Source organism: Paenibacillus nanchangensis, assembly GCF_046543445.1.
In the GTDB taxonomy this organism is placed as follows: domain Bacteria; phylum Bacillota; class Bacilli; order Paenibacillales; family Paenibacillaceae; genus Paenibacillus_AQ; species Paenibacillus_AQ nanchangensis.
On the sequence record NZ_JBHOFD010000048.1, the window covers coordinates 1 to 16734 of the forward strand.

The 16734-nt window shown below is 56.3% G+C and carries 12 protein-coding genes and 1 riboswitch; of the genes, 9 read left to right on the top strand and 3 right to left on the bottom strand.

Features of this window, described 5'->3' with window-relative positions:
• From ACE6ED_RS26695 to uvrC, 3 genes are all read left to right on the top strand, one after another.
• The coding region (locus tag ACE6ED_RS26695; RefSeq protein WP_410830491.1) for a DUF4261 domain-containing protein at positions 1-978 on the top strand (978 nt) is incomplete at its 5' end.
• A gap of 172 nt (positions 979-1150) precedes the next feature.
• On the top strand, positions 1151-1468 hold the full coding sequence (gene trxA / locus ACE6ED_RS26700; protein ID WP_410830492.1) for a thioredoxin: 318 nt from the start codon (positions 1151-1153) through the stop codon (positions 1466-1468).
• 134 nt (positions 1469-1602) lie between these two features.
• On the top strand, positions 1603-3753 hold the full coding sequence (uvrC, locus tag ACE6ED_RS26705; protein ID WP_410830493.1) for an excinuclease ABC subunit UvrC: 2151 nt from the start codon (positions 1603-1605) through the stop codon (positions 3751-3753).
• 275 nt (positions 3754-4028) lie between these two features.
• Here the strand turns inward: uvrC and ACE6ED_RS26710 are convergent, their stop codons facing one another.
• Positions 4029-5945: a CPBP family glutamic-type intramembrane protease gene (locus tag ACE6ED_RS26710; protein WP_410830494.1), complete on the bottom strand. Its 1917-nt coding sequence runs from the start codon at positions 5943-5945 to the stop codon at positions 4029-4031.
• 347 nt (positions 5946-6292) lie between these two features.
• Positions 6293-6477, top strand: a riboswitch (cyclic di-AMP (ydaO/yuaA leader).
• Between the two features lie 87 nt (positions 6478-6564).
• Between ACE6ED_RS26710 and ACE6ED_RS26715 the strand changes: the two genes are divergently transcribed.
• Both ACE6ED_RS26715 and ACE6ED_RS26720 read left to right on the top strand, forming a co-directional pair.
• Positions 6565-7923 (top strand): TrkH family potassium uptake protein, encoded by a 1359-nt coding sequence (locus ACE6ED_RS26715; RefSeq protein ID WP_410830495.1) that lies wholly within the window; start codon positions 6565-6567, stop codon positions 7921-7923.
• Between the two features lie 16 nt (positions 7924-7939).
• Positions 7940-8605 carry a potassium channel family protein gene (locus ACE6ED_RS26720; protein WP_410830496.1) on the top strand — a complete coding sequence of 222 codons (666 nt, stop codon included), beginning with the start codon at positions 7940-7942 and terminating at the stop codon, positions 8603-8605.
• A gap of 1230 nt (positions 8606-9835) precedes the next feature.
• On the opposite strand, the gene ACE6ED_RS26725 is transcribed toward ACE6ED_RS26720, so the two are convergent.
• Both ACE6ED_RS26725 and ACE6ED_RS26730 read right to left on the bottom strand, forming a co-directional pair.
• Positions 9836-10744 carry a LysR family transcriptional regulator gene (locus ACE6ED_RS26725; RefSeq protein ID WP_410830497.1) on the bottom strand — a complete coding sequence of 303 codons (909 nt, stop codon included), beginning with the start codon at positions 10742-10744 and terminating at the stop codon, positions 9836-9838.
• A gap of 741 nt (positions 10745-11485) precedes the next feature.
• On the bottom strand, positions 11486-11797 hold the full coding sequence (locus tag ACE6ED_RS26730; RefSeq protein WP_410830498.1) for a hypothetical protein: 312 nt from the start codon (positions 11795-11797) through the stop codon (positions 11486-11488).
• Positions 11798-12284: 487 nt separating this feature from the next.
• On the opposite strand from ACE6ED_RS26730, the gene ACE6ED_RS26735 reads away from it, so the two are divergent.
• From ACE6ED_RS26735 to ACE6ED_RS26750, 4 genes are all read left to right on the top strand, one after another.
• A complete protein-coding gene (locus tag ACE6ED_RS26735) occupies positions 12285-12953 on the top strand; it encodes a succinate dehydrogenase cytochrome b558 subunit (RefSeq protein ID WP_410830499.1) in 669 nt (222 codons plus the stop codon).
• A 16-nt stretch (positions 12954-12969) separates the two neighbouring features.
• Positions 12970-14715, top strand: a complete 1746-nt coding sequence (gene sdhA / locus ACE6ED_RS26740) for a succinate dehydrogenase flavoprotein subunit (protein ID WP_410830500.1) — start codon at positions 12970-12972, stop codon at positions 14713-14715.
• 36 nt (positions 14716-14751) lie between these two features.
• Positions 14752-15516 carry a succinate dehydrogenase iron-sulfur subunit gene (gene sdhB / locus ACE6ED_RS26745; RefSeq protein ID WP_410830501.1) on the top strand — a complete coding sequence of 255 codons (765 nt, stop codon included), beginning with the start codon at positions 14752-14754 and terminating at the stop codon, positions 15514-15516.
• Positions 15517-15912: 396 nt separating this feature from the next.
• Complete coding sequence (locus ACE6ED_RS26750) at positions 15913-16734, top strand: DUF3891 family protein (RefSeq protein ID WP_410830502.1); 822 nt, start codon at positions 15913-15915, stop codon at positions 16732-16734.

Consider the following 16734-nt stretch of genomic DNA (forward strand, 5'->3'; position numbering starts at 1 on the left):
GCCCAAGAAGCCCAAGAAGCCCAAGAAGCCCAAGAAGCCCAAGAAGCCCAAGAAGCTCAAGAAGCTCAAGAAGCCCAGGATATGCGGGATGAACGGGAGAGCTACGGATTCGCCTCGGTGTACATGGCGGAGCTCTTATACCGGGACAAACCGGTAATCGACAGAGAAGCGCTGTATGCACGGATTCAAAAATATACAGGCGAGATCGGCGGCACAGGGGAAGACACGGAACGGCTTGCGGTCTGGGAGCCGAATTCAAGTGACGACGGGGAAAACGGCGGGCAGGTAGCGCCGCTGCATTTTTTTCATCTATCCAATAGAGTAACGTACGCCGGAGGCGAAGAGCTGCCTGCGCAGACTGCCATTATGGGGTCGGAACGGGCGCCTACACCCGAGGATTACCGGACGGCGCTGCAGCAGTCCTGGCACTGGCCGCAGGCGGAGCAGGCGGTAACCGGCTGCAGCCACGCGCTGATGCTGAGCGACCTGATGGCATCCGGTCTCCCGTATAAAGACCGGCTCCGGCTGTTCACGGGCGTGCTGCAGGCGCTCGCCGAAACGGCTCCATGCGAGGCGATTTACTGGCGGGCCAGCGATAAACTGGTGGAGCCGGGCGCTTTTTTACAGGCGATGGAAGAAGACCAGCTGCTGTACGGCGCGCTGAATATCCGCCTGTTCCGTAACGCCCCGAATGAGGAGGGCCGAGTGGAGATGGTGATGGACAGCGTAGGGCTGGCTGCGCTTGGCGTCCCGGACGTGCAGTGCCATTTTTACGATATGAACCCGAACGAGACGGCTGGTTTCCTGCTGGATATTGCGCATTATTTATTTAACCGGGGGGACATTATCGCAGACGGCGAAACCATCGGCCGGGATGAACAGCAGCGCTGGCTGTGCGAACACCAATATTCGCTGCTTGAGCCGAGACGGGTAGTGCTGGATCTGAACCCGGGTCCCGAGTACTACGCAGGCAGGTAAAACCGGCGGTCAGCGCGCCTGCTGTGATGTTTCACATATCGCCGGGAAATATGTTATACTGGGAACGTGTCGGTACATGATAATCTGGTTATCATATTACATGAACATTTCACTATTCAAGCTTGCGGGGCGGTAAGTAAGGCTTCGTAATCCTTTTAAGGAGGAACAGATTATGGCCATTGTTAACGTGTCTGACCAATCCTTCAGCAATGAAGTTGAAGGTCAAGGTACTGTAGTAGTTGATTTCTGGGCGCCTTGGTGCGGTCCCTGCAAAATGCTTGCTCCGATCCTCGACGAACTGTCTCAGGAGCTCGGCGACTCGGTCAAGATCGCAAAATTGAACGTGGACGAGAATCCGGAGACGGCTTCCCGTTTTGGCGTAATGAGCATTCCGACGCTGATTTTCTTCAAAGACGGCCAACCCGTCGACAAAGTAGTCGGCCTGAATTCCAAGGAATCGCTGAAGAACATCGTCGCCAAACATCAATAATCAGCGTTTGAACAAGAGATGCGGGCCGCAAAGGTCCGCTGCGAGCGCCTTCGGTCCTGCCGGAGGCGCTTTGTGCGCTATCTTATATTATCGTACTCCCCCGGGAGAGCAGGAGGGGAACCGCCATCGATTACATGGATGCAATCCGCAACAAACTTGCACTTTTGCCGGATCTTCCCGGCTGTTATTTGATGAAAAACGAAGAAGGCACCATTATTTACGTCGGCAAGGCCAAGGTGCTGAAGAACCGGGTCCGGTCCTATTTTACGGGCAGCCATAACGGCAAAACCCAGCGGCTCGTCGCGGATATCCGCGATTTTGAATACATCGTTACCAAAAGTAACATGGAAGCGCTCATTCTGGAGTGCAACCTGATCAAAAAGCACATGCCGCGCTACAACGTGCAGCTGAAGGACGACAAGACGTTTCCTTATTTAAAAATCACGAATGAAACGCATCCGCGACTCGAAGTGACGCGCCGGGTGCTTAAAGATAAAGCCAAGTATTTTGGACCGTATCCTAACGCGTATGCGGCCCACCAGACGAAAAAGCTGCTTGACCGGATGTATCCGCTGCGCAAATGCCAGTCGATGCCAAAGGAAGTGTGCCTGTATTACCATATGGGCCAATGCCTCGCCCCGTGTGAAAAAGAAGTGAAGCGCGAGCAGTACGACGAAATCACCAAAAGCATGGCCTCCTTCCTCGGCGGCGGACACGAAGCCGTTAAAAAGGATCTCCAGCAGAAGATGCAGGAAGCGGCGGAGGAGCTGTATTTTGAGCGGGCCAAGGAGCTGCGCGACCAGATTATGCATATCGAAGCGCTGATGGAGAAGCAGAACATCAATACCGGCGATACGAAGGACCGGGACGTGTTTGGTTTTGCTGTCGACAAGGGCTGGATGTGCGTGCAGATTTTGTACATGCGGCAGGGAAAAATGATCCAGCGCCACTCCTCGTCGTTCCCGTTTTTCGGCGAGGCGTACAGCGATTTCATGTCGTATGTCACGCAGTATTACAGCGACAACCCTGCGCTGCCGCAGGAAATTTTGCTGCCGAATGCGCTGCCGGATGAGGCGCTGGGCGGCGCGAACGGCGCAGCCGGAGACGGCGGTCCGGCGGACGGGGCCGGGGCCGCGGGGCTTGCAGGCGCGGCGGAAGCGGACAGCGCGGTGGCAGCGGACAGCACGGCGGCGGCTGAGGCCGCAGCGGCTGTGCCGGCAGCGGCCGGGGACACGGCGGCCGTGCAGAGCGAGAGCGCTGCGGCGGGCTTCCGGCACACCGGGCTGCGGCTCACCGCGGCCGACCTGGACGCCGAAGCCGACGTGCCCGAGACGCCCGAGGAGCTCGCCGAAGCGGCTGCCGCCGCAGAGGCGGCTTTGGCGAGCGGCACGGTCGACCCGGCGGGCGGCGCGGCCGCGCTGCAGGAGTGGCTCGGCGTCAAGGCGTACGTGCCCCGGCGCGGCCTGAAAAAGCAGATGGTCGGCATGGCCTGCGAAAACGCGCGGGTGGCGCTCGACGAGAAATTCCGCCTGATCGAGCGGGATGAGGAGCGTTCTTCCGGCGCGGCGCAGAGCCTGGGCCAGAGCATCGGCCTGGATTCGCTCCAGCGGATTGAGGCGTTCGACAACTCCAATATTATGGGAACGAACCCGGTATCCGCTATGGTTGTGTTTATCGACGGGAAGCCGGCCAAAAAAGAGTACCGCAAATACAAGGTCCGGACCGTCCAGGGACCGGACGATTACGAAACGATGCGTGAGGTCATCCGCCGCCGGTACGAACGGGTGCTGAAGGAAAATCTTCCGCAGCCGGACCTGATCGTCGTCGATGGCGGCCGGGGACAAATCTCCGCGGCGGTTGATGTGCTGGAGAACGAGCTGGGGCTGTTTATCCCGGTCTGCGGTCTCGTCAAAGACGAGAAGCATAAAACCGCTCAGCTCTTGGTCGGCGATCCGCCCGAACCGGTACGGCTGGCGCGGGACAGCCAGGAGTTTTATCTGCTGCAGCGCATCCAGGACGAGGTGCACCGCTTTGCGATTACGTTCCATCGCGAACAGCGCGCCAAGTCGATGGTCGTCTCGAAGCTGGACTCGATTCCCGGTATCGGGGAAAAACGGCGCAAGCTGCTGCTAAAGCATTTTGGTTCGCTCAAGAAAATCAAGGAGGCGCAGGTGGAGGATTTCCGCCCGCTGTCGATTGGCGACAAACTGGCGCGCCAAATTCTTGATGCGCTGAAGGACCAGGAGACAGGCAGAGCGGACGAAGCCGATTACGTCGAGGAGTAAGGCCGAGCCGGCGCGCAGGAGTGAGGTGAGCCAGTGTGCAGAAGTAAGGCCAGCCTGCGGCATTGGAGTATAAGTCGAGCCAAGATGATAAAGTGAGGCCAGCCCAATAAAGTAAGTCCAGCCAAATAATGAGGGACCTCAAGCTCCGTAAACCGGGAGCCTGGGGTCCTTTTTTACATCCATATGGCATCTAGTACTGCCAGCATCCGGCCATTACTTGTCTATCCGACCTCAGCAATATACCGGGCACGGGACAAAATGCGGACGGCTTACGTTTATTCCATCAGTCCGCCGCGATAAGGAGGCTGGTTGTCCGCGCGTTCAGGCGGATTAAAACGGTAGATCAGCCAGCCGACAAGGAACGGCAGGACAAGGGCGAGGAGCCCTGCCGCCGTATTGGCGGTTCCCGGCATCAGGATCAGCGTAACGCCCATCAGAATGCTGTCGAAGACGACGTGGCTAAACAACACGGTGATAAAGCCGTACCGCAGAAAAATATAGCTGAACAATAACCCGATCACAATCAGCTCGATCGGCCGGGAAATCACCGGATAAATCGGATACAGCGTATGGCCGAATGCCCAGATCAGCGTCGTCACAAAGCTGGCCGCAATCGTGCTGCGCAGCAGCTTCCGAAGCAGCGGGATGCCAAACAGCCGGTACAGACCCTCCTCGGATAAGCCGGCCAGCCAGGCCATCAGCGGCAGCAGCCAGGCGTATTTCATATTGTAAGCCGATTGGCTGGCATCGGTCGTCGACCAGTTGTCCAGCGTCAGCTTCAGCACAATGAACATCAGCGTCTGCACGCCAAGGAGGATAAACGCCCAGATATAACCGGCGGCCACGCTGTCCAGAACATACCGCCCGTACCCCGGTTCTTTGGCGCGGGGCCACATGTTCATTCCCTGCTGCTTCCACAGCCCGTCTCCGCCGACTAAAGAAAAATACAGCAGTGAGGCCATCAGCAGGGCGTACAGGCCGTAAATGACATTGACAATCGCCGAGGTCAGCGGATCGGCGGTCCCCTGCTCCCACTGCGGCTGCATGTTCAGATTGCTGGCAAGTGTAATGAAGAAAAAAGCGCCGCTTAACACAACACCACGCGTAAACGATGTGTACGCCCGCGTTAAAATGCTGTACACCAGCGCCAGCAGGCCCAGAATCAGCGTAGGCAAGCCGTAGCCGTAACGGGTGAGCACTCCGGCCAGCTCTTTTTGTTCGCTCACATAAGCTGCATGCTCCGCCGGAACGTTGAAGCCGGAGGCATAATACGACACTTCGCCGGAATCAAAGCGGAAAAAATACCGCAATTCAGCATCCCCCACACGCACCTCGGGATCAGTGTAAACAAGATCGTAATCCCCCTCGGCGGCTACCGGCTCCAGCCGGCCCGGCTCGGCGGCCCATTTGCGTACCCAGGGCTCAGCCAGCTTCTGCTTCTCCGCGAGCGTCAAGCCGCCGTTATCGCTAGGGGGAGCTGTATTGCTGCTCCCGCCTTCGTCGGTTGAGACGATATAGCCGCCGTCCTGCCCGTCAGTTGAGGCGGTGCTGCCGTCCTGTTCATCGGTTGCGACGGTATAGCCGCCGTCTAGCCCGTCAGTTGAGGCGGTGCTGCCGTCCTGCCCGTCGGTTGAGGCGGTATAGCCGCCGTCCTGCCCGTCGGTTGAAGCAGTGCCGCTGTCCTGCTCGCCGGTTAAGGCCGGATTGCTGTCCCCGGCAGAAGATGGCCCCGGTTCCGTCCGGGGACCGCGCATCTGAACGGGGATGCGGGAGAACCCGACGACTTCCCCGGTGTACATATTGAGATCAATCGTCAGCAGCCGATCCTTCCCGTTCTCCGGCTGAAGAACGGCTCGGTAGACATCGTATGGATGCAGGCGGTCGAGATCCCGGTCTTCGTACGATTTCAGCAGCTCCTGGCTGGACATATAGCCGTAAAATAAAGAATCCGTCCGGTACCCCACCTGCCAGTCGTCTGCTGCCGACGGAACGTGGCCCAGCTCCGAGGCGGCAAAAGCAGCCGCGCGGCCGCGCATCTCCGACGGTTCAAGCGTGCGCCGGATCCCTTCTTTGTCATTTTGCAGCGATGGGAGGATTTGAAAGACAATGAACAGCAGCAGCCCAATGATTCCCAAAACAATAAGCGGTTTGGTTACCGCTTTAGAGCGCGCGGGAAGTTCAGGTGATTTCATGAAACGCCTCCTTGTCTCTTGCGTTTAAACTATGTAGAACAACAGAACCGGAACACTCCGGACTCCGGCCCGGGTTGTAAGCGGAAGGCGGGAGGCTGACAGCGCCTGGACATTCCCTGTTTAAAATAGCATAAACCGGCGCGCGAAAGCCAACCGTCTCTCTCATCATATCGGCAGAGGGACAAACTTATTCTTGAAAAGCGATGATTTTTGCAGCAAATGTGCAATAAACCGCAGAGAACCCCAGCTTTTCAAGCGGCGTGCCAGGCTTTCCTCCGTTTTTTGCTTCAAAACGCGCTATTGGCAGCATTGTGACGGCAGGGATTTGCGATTATAATTTTCATGCAATTGCATAACAGCCGAATTTCTGGTGAAAACGGGGGAACCATACAAGAGGAAGGGATACGCGTCTGAGTCTTGCGGGATGCGTACGCCATTCGTCAAGGGGTGAATTTCGCTTGCGAGCGAATAGGGCAGCCTGCGCAGTGTCCGAATCCGTCAGCTAACCTCGTAGGCTACAGCTGCAGGAACCAAGGGTAAGAGCATTGGTTTTTCCAGTGCTTTTTTTGTTTGGCTTCTTTTCTCTATTCTTTCATTATAAAAAACATGGGGTGAAACCATGGCGTTACGTCCACCAGGCTCCAAAGGCTACCGCTGGCTGAAGCTGTCGCCCCCGCAAATTCTGGTGCTTGGTTTTGCGGCAATTATTTTGGCGGGCAGTCTGCTGCTGATGCTGCCGGTCTCCAGCACGAGCGGAGAATCTTTATCTTTTGTTAATGCGCTGTTTACAGCAACTTCCGCAACCTGTGTAACCGGCCTGGTTGTTGTGGACACGGGCACCTTTTTTTCGCCGTTTGGCCAGACGGTAATTTTGCTGCTGATCCAGGTCGGCGGGCTGGGCTTCATGTCCATGGCGACGCTGTTCGCCCTAGTCTTCCGGCGCCGTATTTCGCTGAAAGACCGCCTGCTGCTGCAGGAGGCGATGAACCAGAGCTCGATTGAAGGGATTGTCCGTCTGCTGCGAAAAGTGCTGCTGTATTCGCTGGTGATCGAAGGCACGGCGGCGCTGCTGCTCAGTATTCGGTGGGCTTTCGACATGCCGGTGGGCCGGGCGGTTTATTTCGGGATTTTTCATGCGGTCTCCATGTTCAACAATGCCGGATTTGATTTGTTTGGCGAATACCGCAGTCTGACCGGGTACGTCTACGACCCTTTGGTCAACTTTGTAGTAATGGCGCTGATCGTATTGGGCGGGCTCGGCTTTATCGTGCTTTCTGACGTGATGGATTACCGGAAAAATAAAAAGCTTGTCCTGCACAGCAAAGTGGTGCTGTCTATGACGGCGGCGCTGATTGTGATCGGTACGGTGGTGATCTTCATATTTGAATATACAAATCCGAAGACGCTGGGTTCGCTGAACTGGGGAGGCAAGCTGCTCGGCTCCCTGTTCCAGTCCGTCACGCCGCGTACGGCGGGGGCGAACACGCTGGATATCGCGGGACTGCGCCAGGCTTCGCAGTTTTTTATGATTATTCTGATGTTTATCGGCGCTTCGCCCGGCTCCACCGGAGGCGGCATCAAGACAACCACATTTACGATCATGATCGGGGCGGTGATCGCCATGCTCCGCGGCCGGGATGATATCGTGCTGTTCCGCTACCGGATGGCCCAGGAGCGGGTGCTGAAAGCGCTCAGTATCACCCTGCTCGCGCTGCTGCTTGTCGTATCGGTTGCGATGGTGCTGTCCACGACGGAGGATGTGAATTTCCTGGCGATATTGTTTGAAACCACATCGGCGTTTGCCACGGTCGGACTGAGCATGGGAATCACTCCGGAGCTGTCGCTGGTAGGCAAGCTGCTGATTGCGTTTACGATGTTCGCCGGAAGACTGGGAATTCTCACCTTGGCGTACGCGCTGGGACCGAAACAGGGTAAAGAGTTGTATCGGTACCCGGAAGGCAAAATGATTATTGGATAAGGAGCTGCGAAAGACAATGAAAGCACAGCAGTTTGTGGTGATTGGCCTTGGACGCTTCGGCTCCAGCATGGCGCTGGAGCTGATGGACATGGGCTACGAGGTGCTCGGCATCGACCGGGACGAAGAAATTGTGGAGGAGATCGGCGGACAGCTCACGCATGCCGTCACGGCCGACGCGACGGATGAGAACGCCGTGCGTTCGCTTGGACTGCGCAATTTCGACTGCGGCATCGTTGCGATCGGTGACGACATTGAACGCAGCATACTTGCCTCCATTTTGCTGCAGGAGATCGGCGTCAAGACCGTTGTTGCCAAAGCGACGTCGATTTTGCACGGCCGCGCGTTGTCCAAACTGGGCGTCGACCGGGTGATTTTCCCCGAACGGGATATGGGCATCCGGGTAGCCCATCAGCTCGTCACCCCTAACCTGCTGGACTACATTGAACTTTCCCAGGACTACAGCATTGTGGAGCTGACCGTGCCGTCCTGCATGAACGGCAAATGTCTTGCCGATATCAACACGCGCGCCAAATACGGCTGCAGCATCATCGCGCTGAACCGCAAGGATGAGGTAATCGTTGCGCCGACCGCCCATGATTATCTGCACGAAGGCGATATTATGGTGCTGATCGGATCAAACGAAGGTATCGGCCGGTTTGAGGACGAAGTAGTGAACCGGTAAGCCCGCTGCTTAACAGGCTATAACTCAACTTTCGCAGAGCGAAAATCAGCTTAGCTCCAGTCCTGGCGCGGATTTAACCGCAATAAAGTAATCGTCTTGAAAAAATAGAAAAACACCGCTTGCTTGCGGCGAACGCACGCTCGGCGGGATTTACGGTGCGATGAAGTTAGCACGCTAGACCGGGCAGTTGCCTTGGCGCAACTCATAGAACGGCTGAACGAAATTACGACTCAGGTTGGGAAGAAATGCTCCACCCTGATTCAAAGTCAACTCCAGCACTGGATCTCCGGTTTGCCCAGTGATCTCAAGGCGTATCTGCCGATCTCAGGTTGCGCTGCCGATCTCAGGTTCGCTGCCGGTCTCAGGCTGCGTTGCCGGTCTCAGGTTGCGCTGCCGATCTCAGGCTGCGCTGCCGATCTCAGGCTGCGAAAGTTGAGTTAATAAAAGCAGCGTGAACCAAGACTTGATAAACAATGTCTTCGACTGCCGCTGTTGTCGTTGAACGAACTGGAACGAATCCTCTCCTGTAACAGACCCGCAGCGGATTACCACCGAACGCGATACGGAGGTCTTTCCGGACCCAGAGGACGTTATTTCTGAAATTCTTGGGCTTTTGGGTTGCCTTGCGGACTCCAGATCCGTTATTCGTACCGAAAACATCCAAACTATGGATTCTCCGCGTAAATAAGTGAATCTGAGTCCGTCTCTTTGCCAAAACGCTGAATAATCAGCAAATAGGGTACCCTGAGTCCGGCAAGAAAGTCATAGGGGAGGACAATGCAAAGCTGCTTCAAAACGCCCCCAAAGTTTGGATAACCGAGGCTGTGTTCAGGCAGGGAATGTTGCTGTAACGTAGAGTTACGCACCTTTTTTGTTGGCATGGTTGATCGCACTATCATGATCCCTAACAAGTGAGTGTTTGTTGTCAATACAAGTAAATCTATTGAATTTCTCTTACTCACTCAAGGGTCTAAGCCATTTCCAGCTGCGAAAGTTGAGGTTATAAAAAAGCAAACAAAACCCGCTGTCACGGCGCTCTCTTTCGCCAGAATAGCGGGTTTTTTTGTGTTCTACAGCTGGGTGTCCGGGTGCTCGGACAGCTTGCAAATAACGTGCCGTTGCCGTCCTTGCCGCTCCGCTGCTCTAAGCGCTCCGCCAGTCTTACCGCTCCGCCGCTCTAAGAGCGCTCCGCCAGTCTTGCGCTCAGCCGCTCTAAGTGCTCCGCGAGCCTTATCGCTCCGCCTGCCTGCCGCTAAAAAACGCCTCCTCCGCCACCTGCACGAAGCTGCGTGCCGCCGCGCTGAGGCTTCCGCCCTCGCGGTAAATCAGGCTGGTTGTCCGCTGCGTGAGGTCGAGCTCCTTAATGTGCAGCGACACCAGCCCGCCTCCCTTCAGCAGTTCGGGGCGCAGATACGACTTGGGCAGCAGCGTGGCTGTCTTGCCGGTAGGAAGCAGCCGGATGATCGCTTCAAACGAGTCGATCTCCATCCGCACGTCCGGCTCCACGCCGCAGCGCTGGAACAGATCGTCGGTCAGCCGCCGGTACCACGTTCCTTTGGAGAATAGGATCATCGGCAGCGAAGCGAGATGCCCCATCTCCAGACGCGGCAGCAGCGTCAAGGGGTGATGTTCCGAGACGACCAGCCTCAGCTGATCCTCAAACAGCGGAACGCAGCGCAGGCCCGGCTCGGATATGCTCGAGGCTACAATCCCCGCATCCGCCCGGCCTTCGCCGACGGACGAGACGATCTCATGCGTTTTGCCGGTAATCAGCTTCAGCTCGGCGGCGGGATACCGCTCCATATAAGTGTTAATCAGGGGAGGCAGCGTCGTCTGAAGGGTCGTCAGGCTGGCGCCAAGCGTCATGATCATCGGTTCGCCTTCCTTGAACTTCGACAGTGCCTCAAGAAAACGGGAACGCTGATGCCGCTGCTCCAGCGCAAAGGTGTACGCCAGCCGGCCGGCGTCGGTCAGCTCCAGCCGTTTGCCGAACCGGTTGAACAGCGGAGTGCCCAGCCGCTCTTCCAGCTTGGAGATTTTTCGGGAAAGGGCGGGCTGGGACAGATTCAAGAGCCGCGAAGCCCGGTTCAAGCTCGACTGCTCCACAACTACGGCAAAAATATCCAGATCGTCGTACAAGGCGGCGCCTCCTTTTTCATATCGCGAGCGAATGTATAGTTACGCCCTTGATTTTTAGCGGGCGGTTGCTTTCCGTTCCTGGCTCTGTTGTAAGCAAGGCATCGCTGCTCCATCTACAGTGTAATGACTCTGGCCGCACTCTGCCCGCCACCGTAGGCTTGCCCATCACCGTAGGCTTGCCCGCCATCTTAGGCTTGCCCGCCATCTTAGGCTTGCCCGCCATCTTAAGTTTTCCCACTACGTTAGGTTGTACTTAACTCAACTTTCGCAGCTAGAAAAATGGCTTAAACCCTTGAGCGCGTAAGGAGAATTCAGTAGCTTTACTCGTATTGACAAAATTACAGCAACATTCCCTGCCTGAACACAGTCTCGATTTTCCAAACCTTGGAGGCCTTTTGAAGCAGCTCACAGCTCAACATTGTCCTCCCCCTATGACTTTCTTACGGACTCAGGGGACCTTATTTGCTGATTATTCAGCGTTTTGGCAAAGTGACGGACTCAGATTCCCTTATTTACGCGGAAAATCCATCGTTTGGATGTTTTCGGTACGAATAACGGATCTGGAGTCCGCAAGGCAACCCAAAAGCCCAAGAATTTCAGAAATAACGTCCTCTGGGTCCGGAAAAACCTCGGTATCGCGTGCTGTGGTAATCCGCTGCGGGTGTGTCGCAGGGGAAGATTCGTTCCAGTTCGTTCAACGACAACAGCGGCAGTCCAAGACATGGTTTATCAAGTCTTGGTTCACGCTGCTTTTATTAACTCAACTTTCGCAGCCTGAGACCGGCAGCGCAGCCTGAGATCGGCAGCGCAGCCTGAGATCGGCAGATACGCCTTGAGATCACTGGGCAAACCGGAGATCCAGTGCTGGAGTTGACTTTGAATTAGGGTGGAGCATTTCTTCCCAACCTGAGTCGTAATTTCGTTCAGCCGTTCTATGAGTTGTGCCAAGGCAACCGCCCAGTGTAGGGTGTTAACTTCATCGCACCGTAAATAAAATAGCACGCCGAGCGGTGCGTTCGCCGCGGGCGAAGCGGTGTTTTTCTTTTTTTTCAAGACGATTACTTCATTGCGGTTAAATCCGCGCCAGGTCTGGAGCTTAGCTGATTTTCGCTCTGCGAAAGTTGAGGTACTTAAATATAATGACCCCCGCCGGTCTCTGCCGGCAGCACGTGACGGAATGCACAGACATCTGTGCCGGGTTACAGCGAACGGAGTTTCCTGTAAGCCGAAATGGGGGCTGTTTCCCGGATCAAAACTAGAATGACTCTTAAGTAAAAGTTTTTCTTATGCACTTATTTTATAATGATTAATAATTAGATTGCAATTCCCTTATAAGCAAAAAAGGAGTAACATAAAAAGTGACACAAGATATTCACAAATTGTGAAAAGTGGAGCAAAGTCGGAAGAAACGGGGGATGCGCATGAAAATGAGCGTAAGGCTCGTGTTTACGGGGGACGGCAGCACTGTTTCAACCCCGCTTCCGGATGTGTATGCTCATTAATGAAAACGCTGTACTAATGGAAAGGGGATAGGAGTTTTATGAGAGGGTTTTATTCCAGAAAGATTCATTCTCTGCTCGGCGTAATCCCGCTCGGGGCATTTTTCCTGGAGCACATGATTACGAACTTCTCGGCGGTCGAAGGGGGCGCTGAAGGCTTTACGGACAGCGTGCTGTGGCTTAACAGCCTGCCGCTTGTGTTCTTCCTGGAATTATTCTTAATTTGGCTTCCCCTGCTGTACCACGGCGTTTACGGGCTGTACATCGCCTATCAGGCGAAGCCCAACGTGGGCCGCTTCAATCTGGAGCGCAACTGGCGGTACACCCTGCAGCGGATTACGGGGGTCATTACGTTTATATTTGTGATCTGGCACGTATTTGAGACACGGTTCCAGGTTGCGCTGGGCAAGGTGGGGCACGAGGAGCTTGGCGGCGTGATGCATGGCGTTGCGACTTCCCCGCTCATGCTGGCTTTCTATATTGTCGGCATTATCTCGGCCTGCTTCCACTTCGCGAACGGACTGTGGTCGTTCCTCGTCAGCTGGGGAATCACCGTTGGACCTCGTTCGCAGCGGATTTCGTCCTATGTGTGCATGGGCTTGTTCGTCCTTGTCACCTTTATGTTCCTGCTGTCGCTTGTCACTTTCCGCGACAGCGAATTCCAGACCGCGGCTGCGGCCGTATCAACTGTAACTACCGTCATTCGATAAGGGGAGTGAACCGACTATGCCAGCATTCGATATCATTATCGTCGGCGGCGGACTCGCGGGCCTGATGGCTTCCATCAAGGCTGCGGAGGCCGGCGCTCACGTTCATTTATTTTCGCTTGTGCCCGTCAAGCGCTCGCACTCCGTTTGTGCCCAGGGGGGCATCAACGGTGCCGTCAACACGAAGGGGGAAGGCGACTCGCCATGGGAGCATTTTGATGATACCGTGTATGGCGGCGATTTTCTGGCCAACCAGCCGCCGGTCAAAGCGATGTGCGAAGCCGCACCGGGCATCATTCACCTGATGGACCGGATGGGCGTGATGTTCAACCGGACGCCGGAGGGCCTGCTTGATTTCCGCCGCTTTGGAGGCACCAAGCACCACCGGACGGCGTTTGCCGGCGCAACTACCGGACAGCAGCTGCTGTACGCGCTTGATGAGCAGGTCCGCCGCTGGGAGGTCGAAGGCCGGGTGACAAAATACGAGAACTGGGAGTTCCTGTCGGCCGTTATCGACGACGACGGCGTCTGCCGCGGAATCTGCGCGCAGAACCTGCGGACGATGGAAATTCAGACGTTTCCGGGCGATGCTGTCATTTTGGCCAGCGGCGGACCGGGCATTATTTTCGGCAAAACGACAAACTCCGTCATCAATACCGGTACGGCGGCGAGCGCCGTGTACCAGCAGGGTGTGCATTACGCAAACGGGGAGTTTATTCAGATCCACCCTACCGCCATCCCCGGCGATGACAAGCTGCGGCTGATGTCCGAATCGGCCCGCGGCGAAGGCGGACGTATCTGGACGTATAAGGACGGCAAACCTTGGTATTTCCTTGAGGAAAAATATCCGGCTTACGGCAATCTGGTGCCGCGGGACATCGCTACCCGGGAGATTTTCAGCGTCTGCGTCGACCAGGGACTTGGCATCAACGGCGAAAACATGGTTTACCTGGACCTGTCCCACAAGGACCCGAAGGAGCTTGACGTCAAGCTCGGGGGCATTATCGAAATCTATGAAAAATTCATGGGTGACGATCCGCGCAAAATTCCGATGAAAATCTTCCCGGCGGTCCATTACTCCATGGGCGGCATGTGGGTCGATTACAACCAGATGACGAATATCCCCGGCCTGTTTGCCGCCGGTGAATGCGAATACCAATATCACGGCGCAAACCGCCTCGGAGCCAACTCGCTGGTGTCCGCCATCTACGGCGGCATGGTGGCAGGACCGAAAGCCGTAGAATACGTCAAAGGGCTGAAGAAGTCGGTCCGCGACGTATCATCCACCATCTTCGATGGTTCCCGCAAGCGCCAGACGGATAAATACGAATCGCTGCTCAAAATGCAGGGCACCGAAAACGCGTATGTCATTCATAAAGAACTGGGCGACTGGATGACGGCCAACATGACGGTTGTACGCTACAACGACAAGCTGGAAGCGACGATCGGCAAAATCAAAGAGCTCAAGGAGCGCTACGGCCGCATTAACATGAGCGACACATCCCGCTGGAACAACCAGGGCGTGGCCTTCACGCGCCAGCTGTGGAACATGCTGGAGCTGGCCGAAGCGATGACGCTTGGCGCGCTCCTGCGCAACGAAAGCCGGGGCGCCCACTACAAACCGGACTTCCCGCAGCGCAATGACGAGGAATTCCTGAAGACAACGAAGGCGGCTTGGACGCCGGACGGTCCTCAGATTACGTACGAAGAAGTGGATGTATCGCTGATTCCGCCGCGGATTCGCGACTACTCAAAAGAAAAATAAGGCGGCACAACGAATTTGATCGAGGAGGAACAGGCTATGGGTGTTACTGCAGCATCTTCCAAAAACGTGAAATTTATTATCACCCGCCAGGACAGTCCGGAGGGTGCGTCCTATACGGAAGAATTTGAACTGCCATACCGGCCGGGGATGAACGTCATCAGCGCGCTGATGGAAATTCAGCGCAACCCGGTTAATGCGAACGGCCAGGCGACAGTTCCGGTCTGCTGGGACTCAAACTGTCTGGAGGAGGTATGCGGCGCCTGCTCGATGGTCATCAACGGCAAGCCCCGCCAGGCATGTGCGGCGCTTATTGATAACCTGGAGCAGCCGGTGCGCGTCGAGCCGATGAAGACGTTCCCGGTTGTCCGGGATCTGGTGATCGACCGGACGCGGATGTTCAATGCGCTTAAGAAGGTAAAAGCCTGGATTCCGATCGACGGAACCTACGATCTGGGACCGGGTCCAAGAATGGCGGAGAAGAAACGCCAGTGGGCTTACGAGCTGTCCAAGTGCATGACATGCGGTGTTTGCCTGGAGGCCTGCCCCAACGTAAACGAAAAAACCGACTTTATCGGCCCGGCGGCGATTTCGCAGGTCCGCCTGTTCAACGCCCACCCTACGGGCGAGATGAACGCGGAAGACCGGCTGGAAGCGCTGATGGAGGAAGGCGGCATCGAAGGCTGCGGCAACTCGCAGAACTGTGTGCGCGCCTGCCCTAAAGGCATTCCGCTGACGACGTCGATCGCGGAGATGAACAAGCAGACCACGAAACATATGTTCAAGCGCTGGCTTGGCGTATAAGGGCTGCTGCGGCTGAGAAAAAGCGTGGGACGGTACGGCCGGGGACGCAACCCAATTCCCGCAGTGACAGCCCCGCTTCATCCGTACATCCTTAGTTCTGTCGTTATAATTTTTTAGAGTTAATACCAAACGGGCGGTGCCGGCAAAAAATGCGGCAGCGCCCGTTTTTTTGAGGGGACGGAGGTTGATGTAAACCAAAGTTGTTCCGGGTCCGGTTAGGATATGGCTGTGCCGTGGGACCGGCTCCTGCGATACTTTAGAGCACGTTCCTGCGGACTGGGCGATCCTGCGTTTGCAGGTTGTCCACCCGCCTGAAATTTCGGAACGGGCTGGCAGTTGTGCTATAATCTTGCCAAGGAAAAAGCACGCGACTTTAGGATGACAGGAGGAACTGATGTGATTTGCCGGGAGCAGGAGGAAACGTTTGTCTTGGTAAAGCAGCATCACCACGGGCTGGTGTCGGGCAGGCTGGCCGCGGTGTTTCTAACCGGGGAGGTGCCAAATCCCGCCCGCCGGGCCGAGGTGCTACATGCAATCGGGCACCACGACCGGGCCTGGATCGATTTGGACGAAACGCCGTTCTGGAATGACGCAGCGGGGACCCCGTACAGCTTCATCGATTTTCCGGTTGTGCCGAAGCTGACGTTTTATACCCGAGGGCTGGATGAAATCGAGGCGGAGACGGCGTACGGTGCGCTTTTGGTCAGCCTGCACTTTGAACGGCTGATTGAAGTTGCGGGCGAACGCGGGCCTGAGCTGTCGCTGTTCCAGGAGCACGAGAAAGAACGGCGGGCGCGCATCCGCCGGGAACTGGAGCATACGGCTCCGATCGGGGAAGCGGAGCTGTACAACGACAGCCGGCTGCTGCAGTTCTGCGATGACCTGTCGCTGTATTTGGCGCTGCATGAACCCGGAACACCGAAGTCGGAGACGCACCCCTGGTGGCAGGACGGATTCTCCGGGAGCGAGGATTTTCCGTTCACCGAAGGGCGCCGGATCGAAGCGGAGTGGCAGGGTTCCACGCTGACGCTGGACCCGTATCCGTTCACCGAGCGGGTGGAACTGATGATTCCGCTGCGGCGCGTGTCCAAAGCCGACATTGCGGCTAAAGGGCTGGCCCGGGCGTATGCGGAGACCCCGGTTGAAGACTGCCGGATTGCCGTCGATGCGGTTCAGCAAGCGCAGAACGCTGCGGAAGGCGGGCACAAGGAGGAATAA

Excerpts from the sequence above, each read along its gene's own strand:
- uvrC (WP_410830493.1), top strand. The coding sequence starts at position 1,603 with ATGGATGCAATCCGCAACAAACTTGCACTTTTGCCGGATCTTCCCGGC.
- sdhA (WP_410830500.1), top strand. The coding sequence starts at position 12,970 with ATGCCAGCATTCGATATCATTATCGTCGGCGGCGGACTCGCGGGCCTG.
- ACE6ED_RS26720 (WP_410830496.1), top strand. The coding sequence starts at position 7,940 with ATGAAAGCACAGCAGTTTGTGGTGATTGGCCTTGGACGCTTCGGCTCC.
- ACE6ED_RS26710 (WP_410830494.1), bottom strand. The coding sequence starts at position 5,945 with ATGAAATCACCTGAACTTCCCGCGCGCTCTAAAGCGGTAACCAAACCG.
- trxA (WP_410830492.1), top strand. The coding sequence starts at position 1,151 with ATGGCCATTGTTAACGTGTCTGACCAATCCTTCAGCAATGAAGTTGAA.
- ACE6ED_RS26715 (WP_410830495.1), top strand. The coding sequence starts at position 6,565 with ATGGCGTTACGTCCACCAGGCTCCAAAGGCTACCGCTGGCTGAAGCTG.
- ACE6ED_RS26735 (WP_410830499.1), top strand. The coding sequence starts at position 12,285 with ATGAGAGGGTTTTATTCCAGAAAGATTCATTCTCTGCTCGGCGTAATC.
- sdhB (WP_410830501.1), top strand. The coding sequence starts at position 14,752 with ATGGGTGTTACTGCAGCATCTTCCAAAAACGTGAAATTTATTATCACC.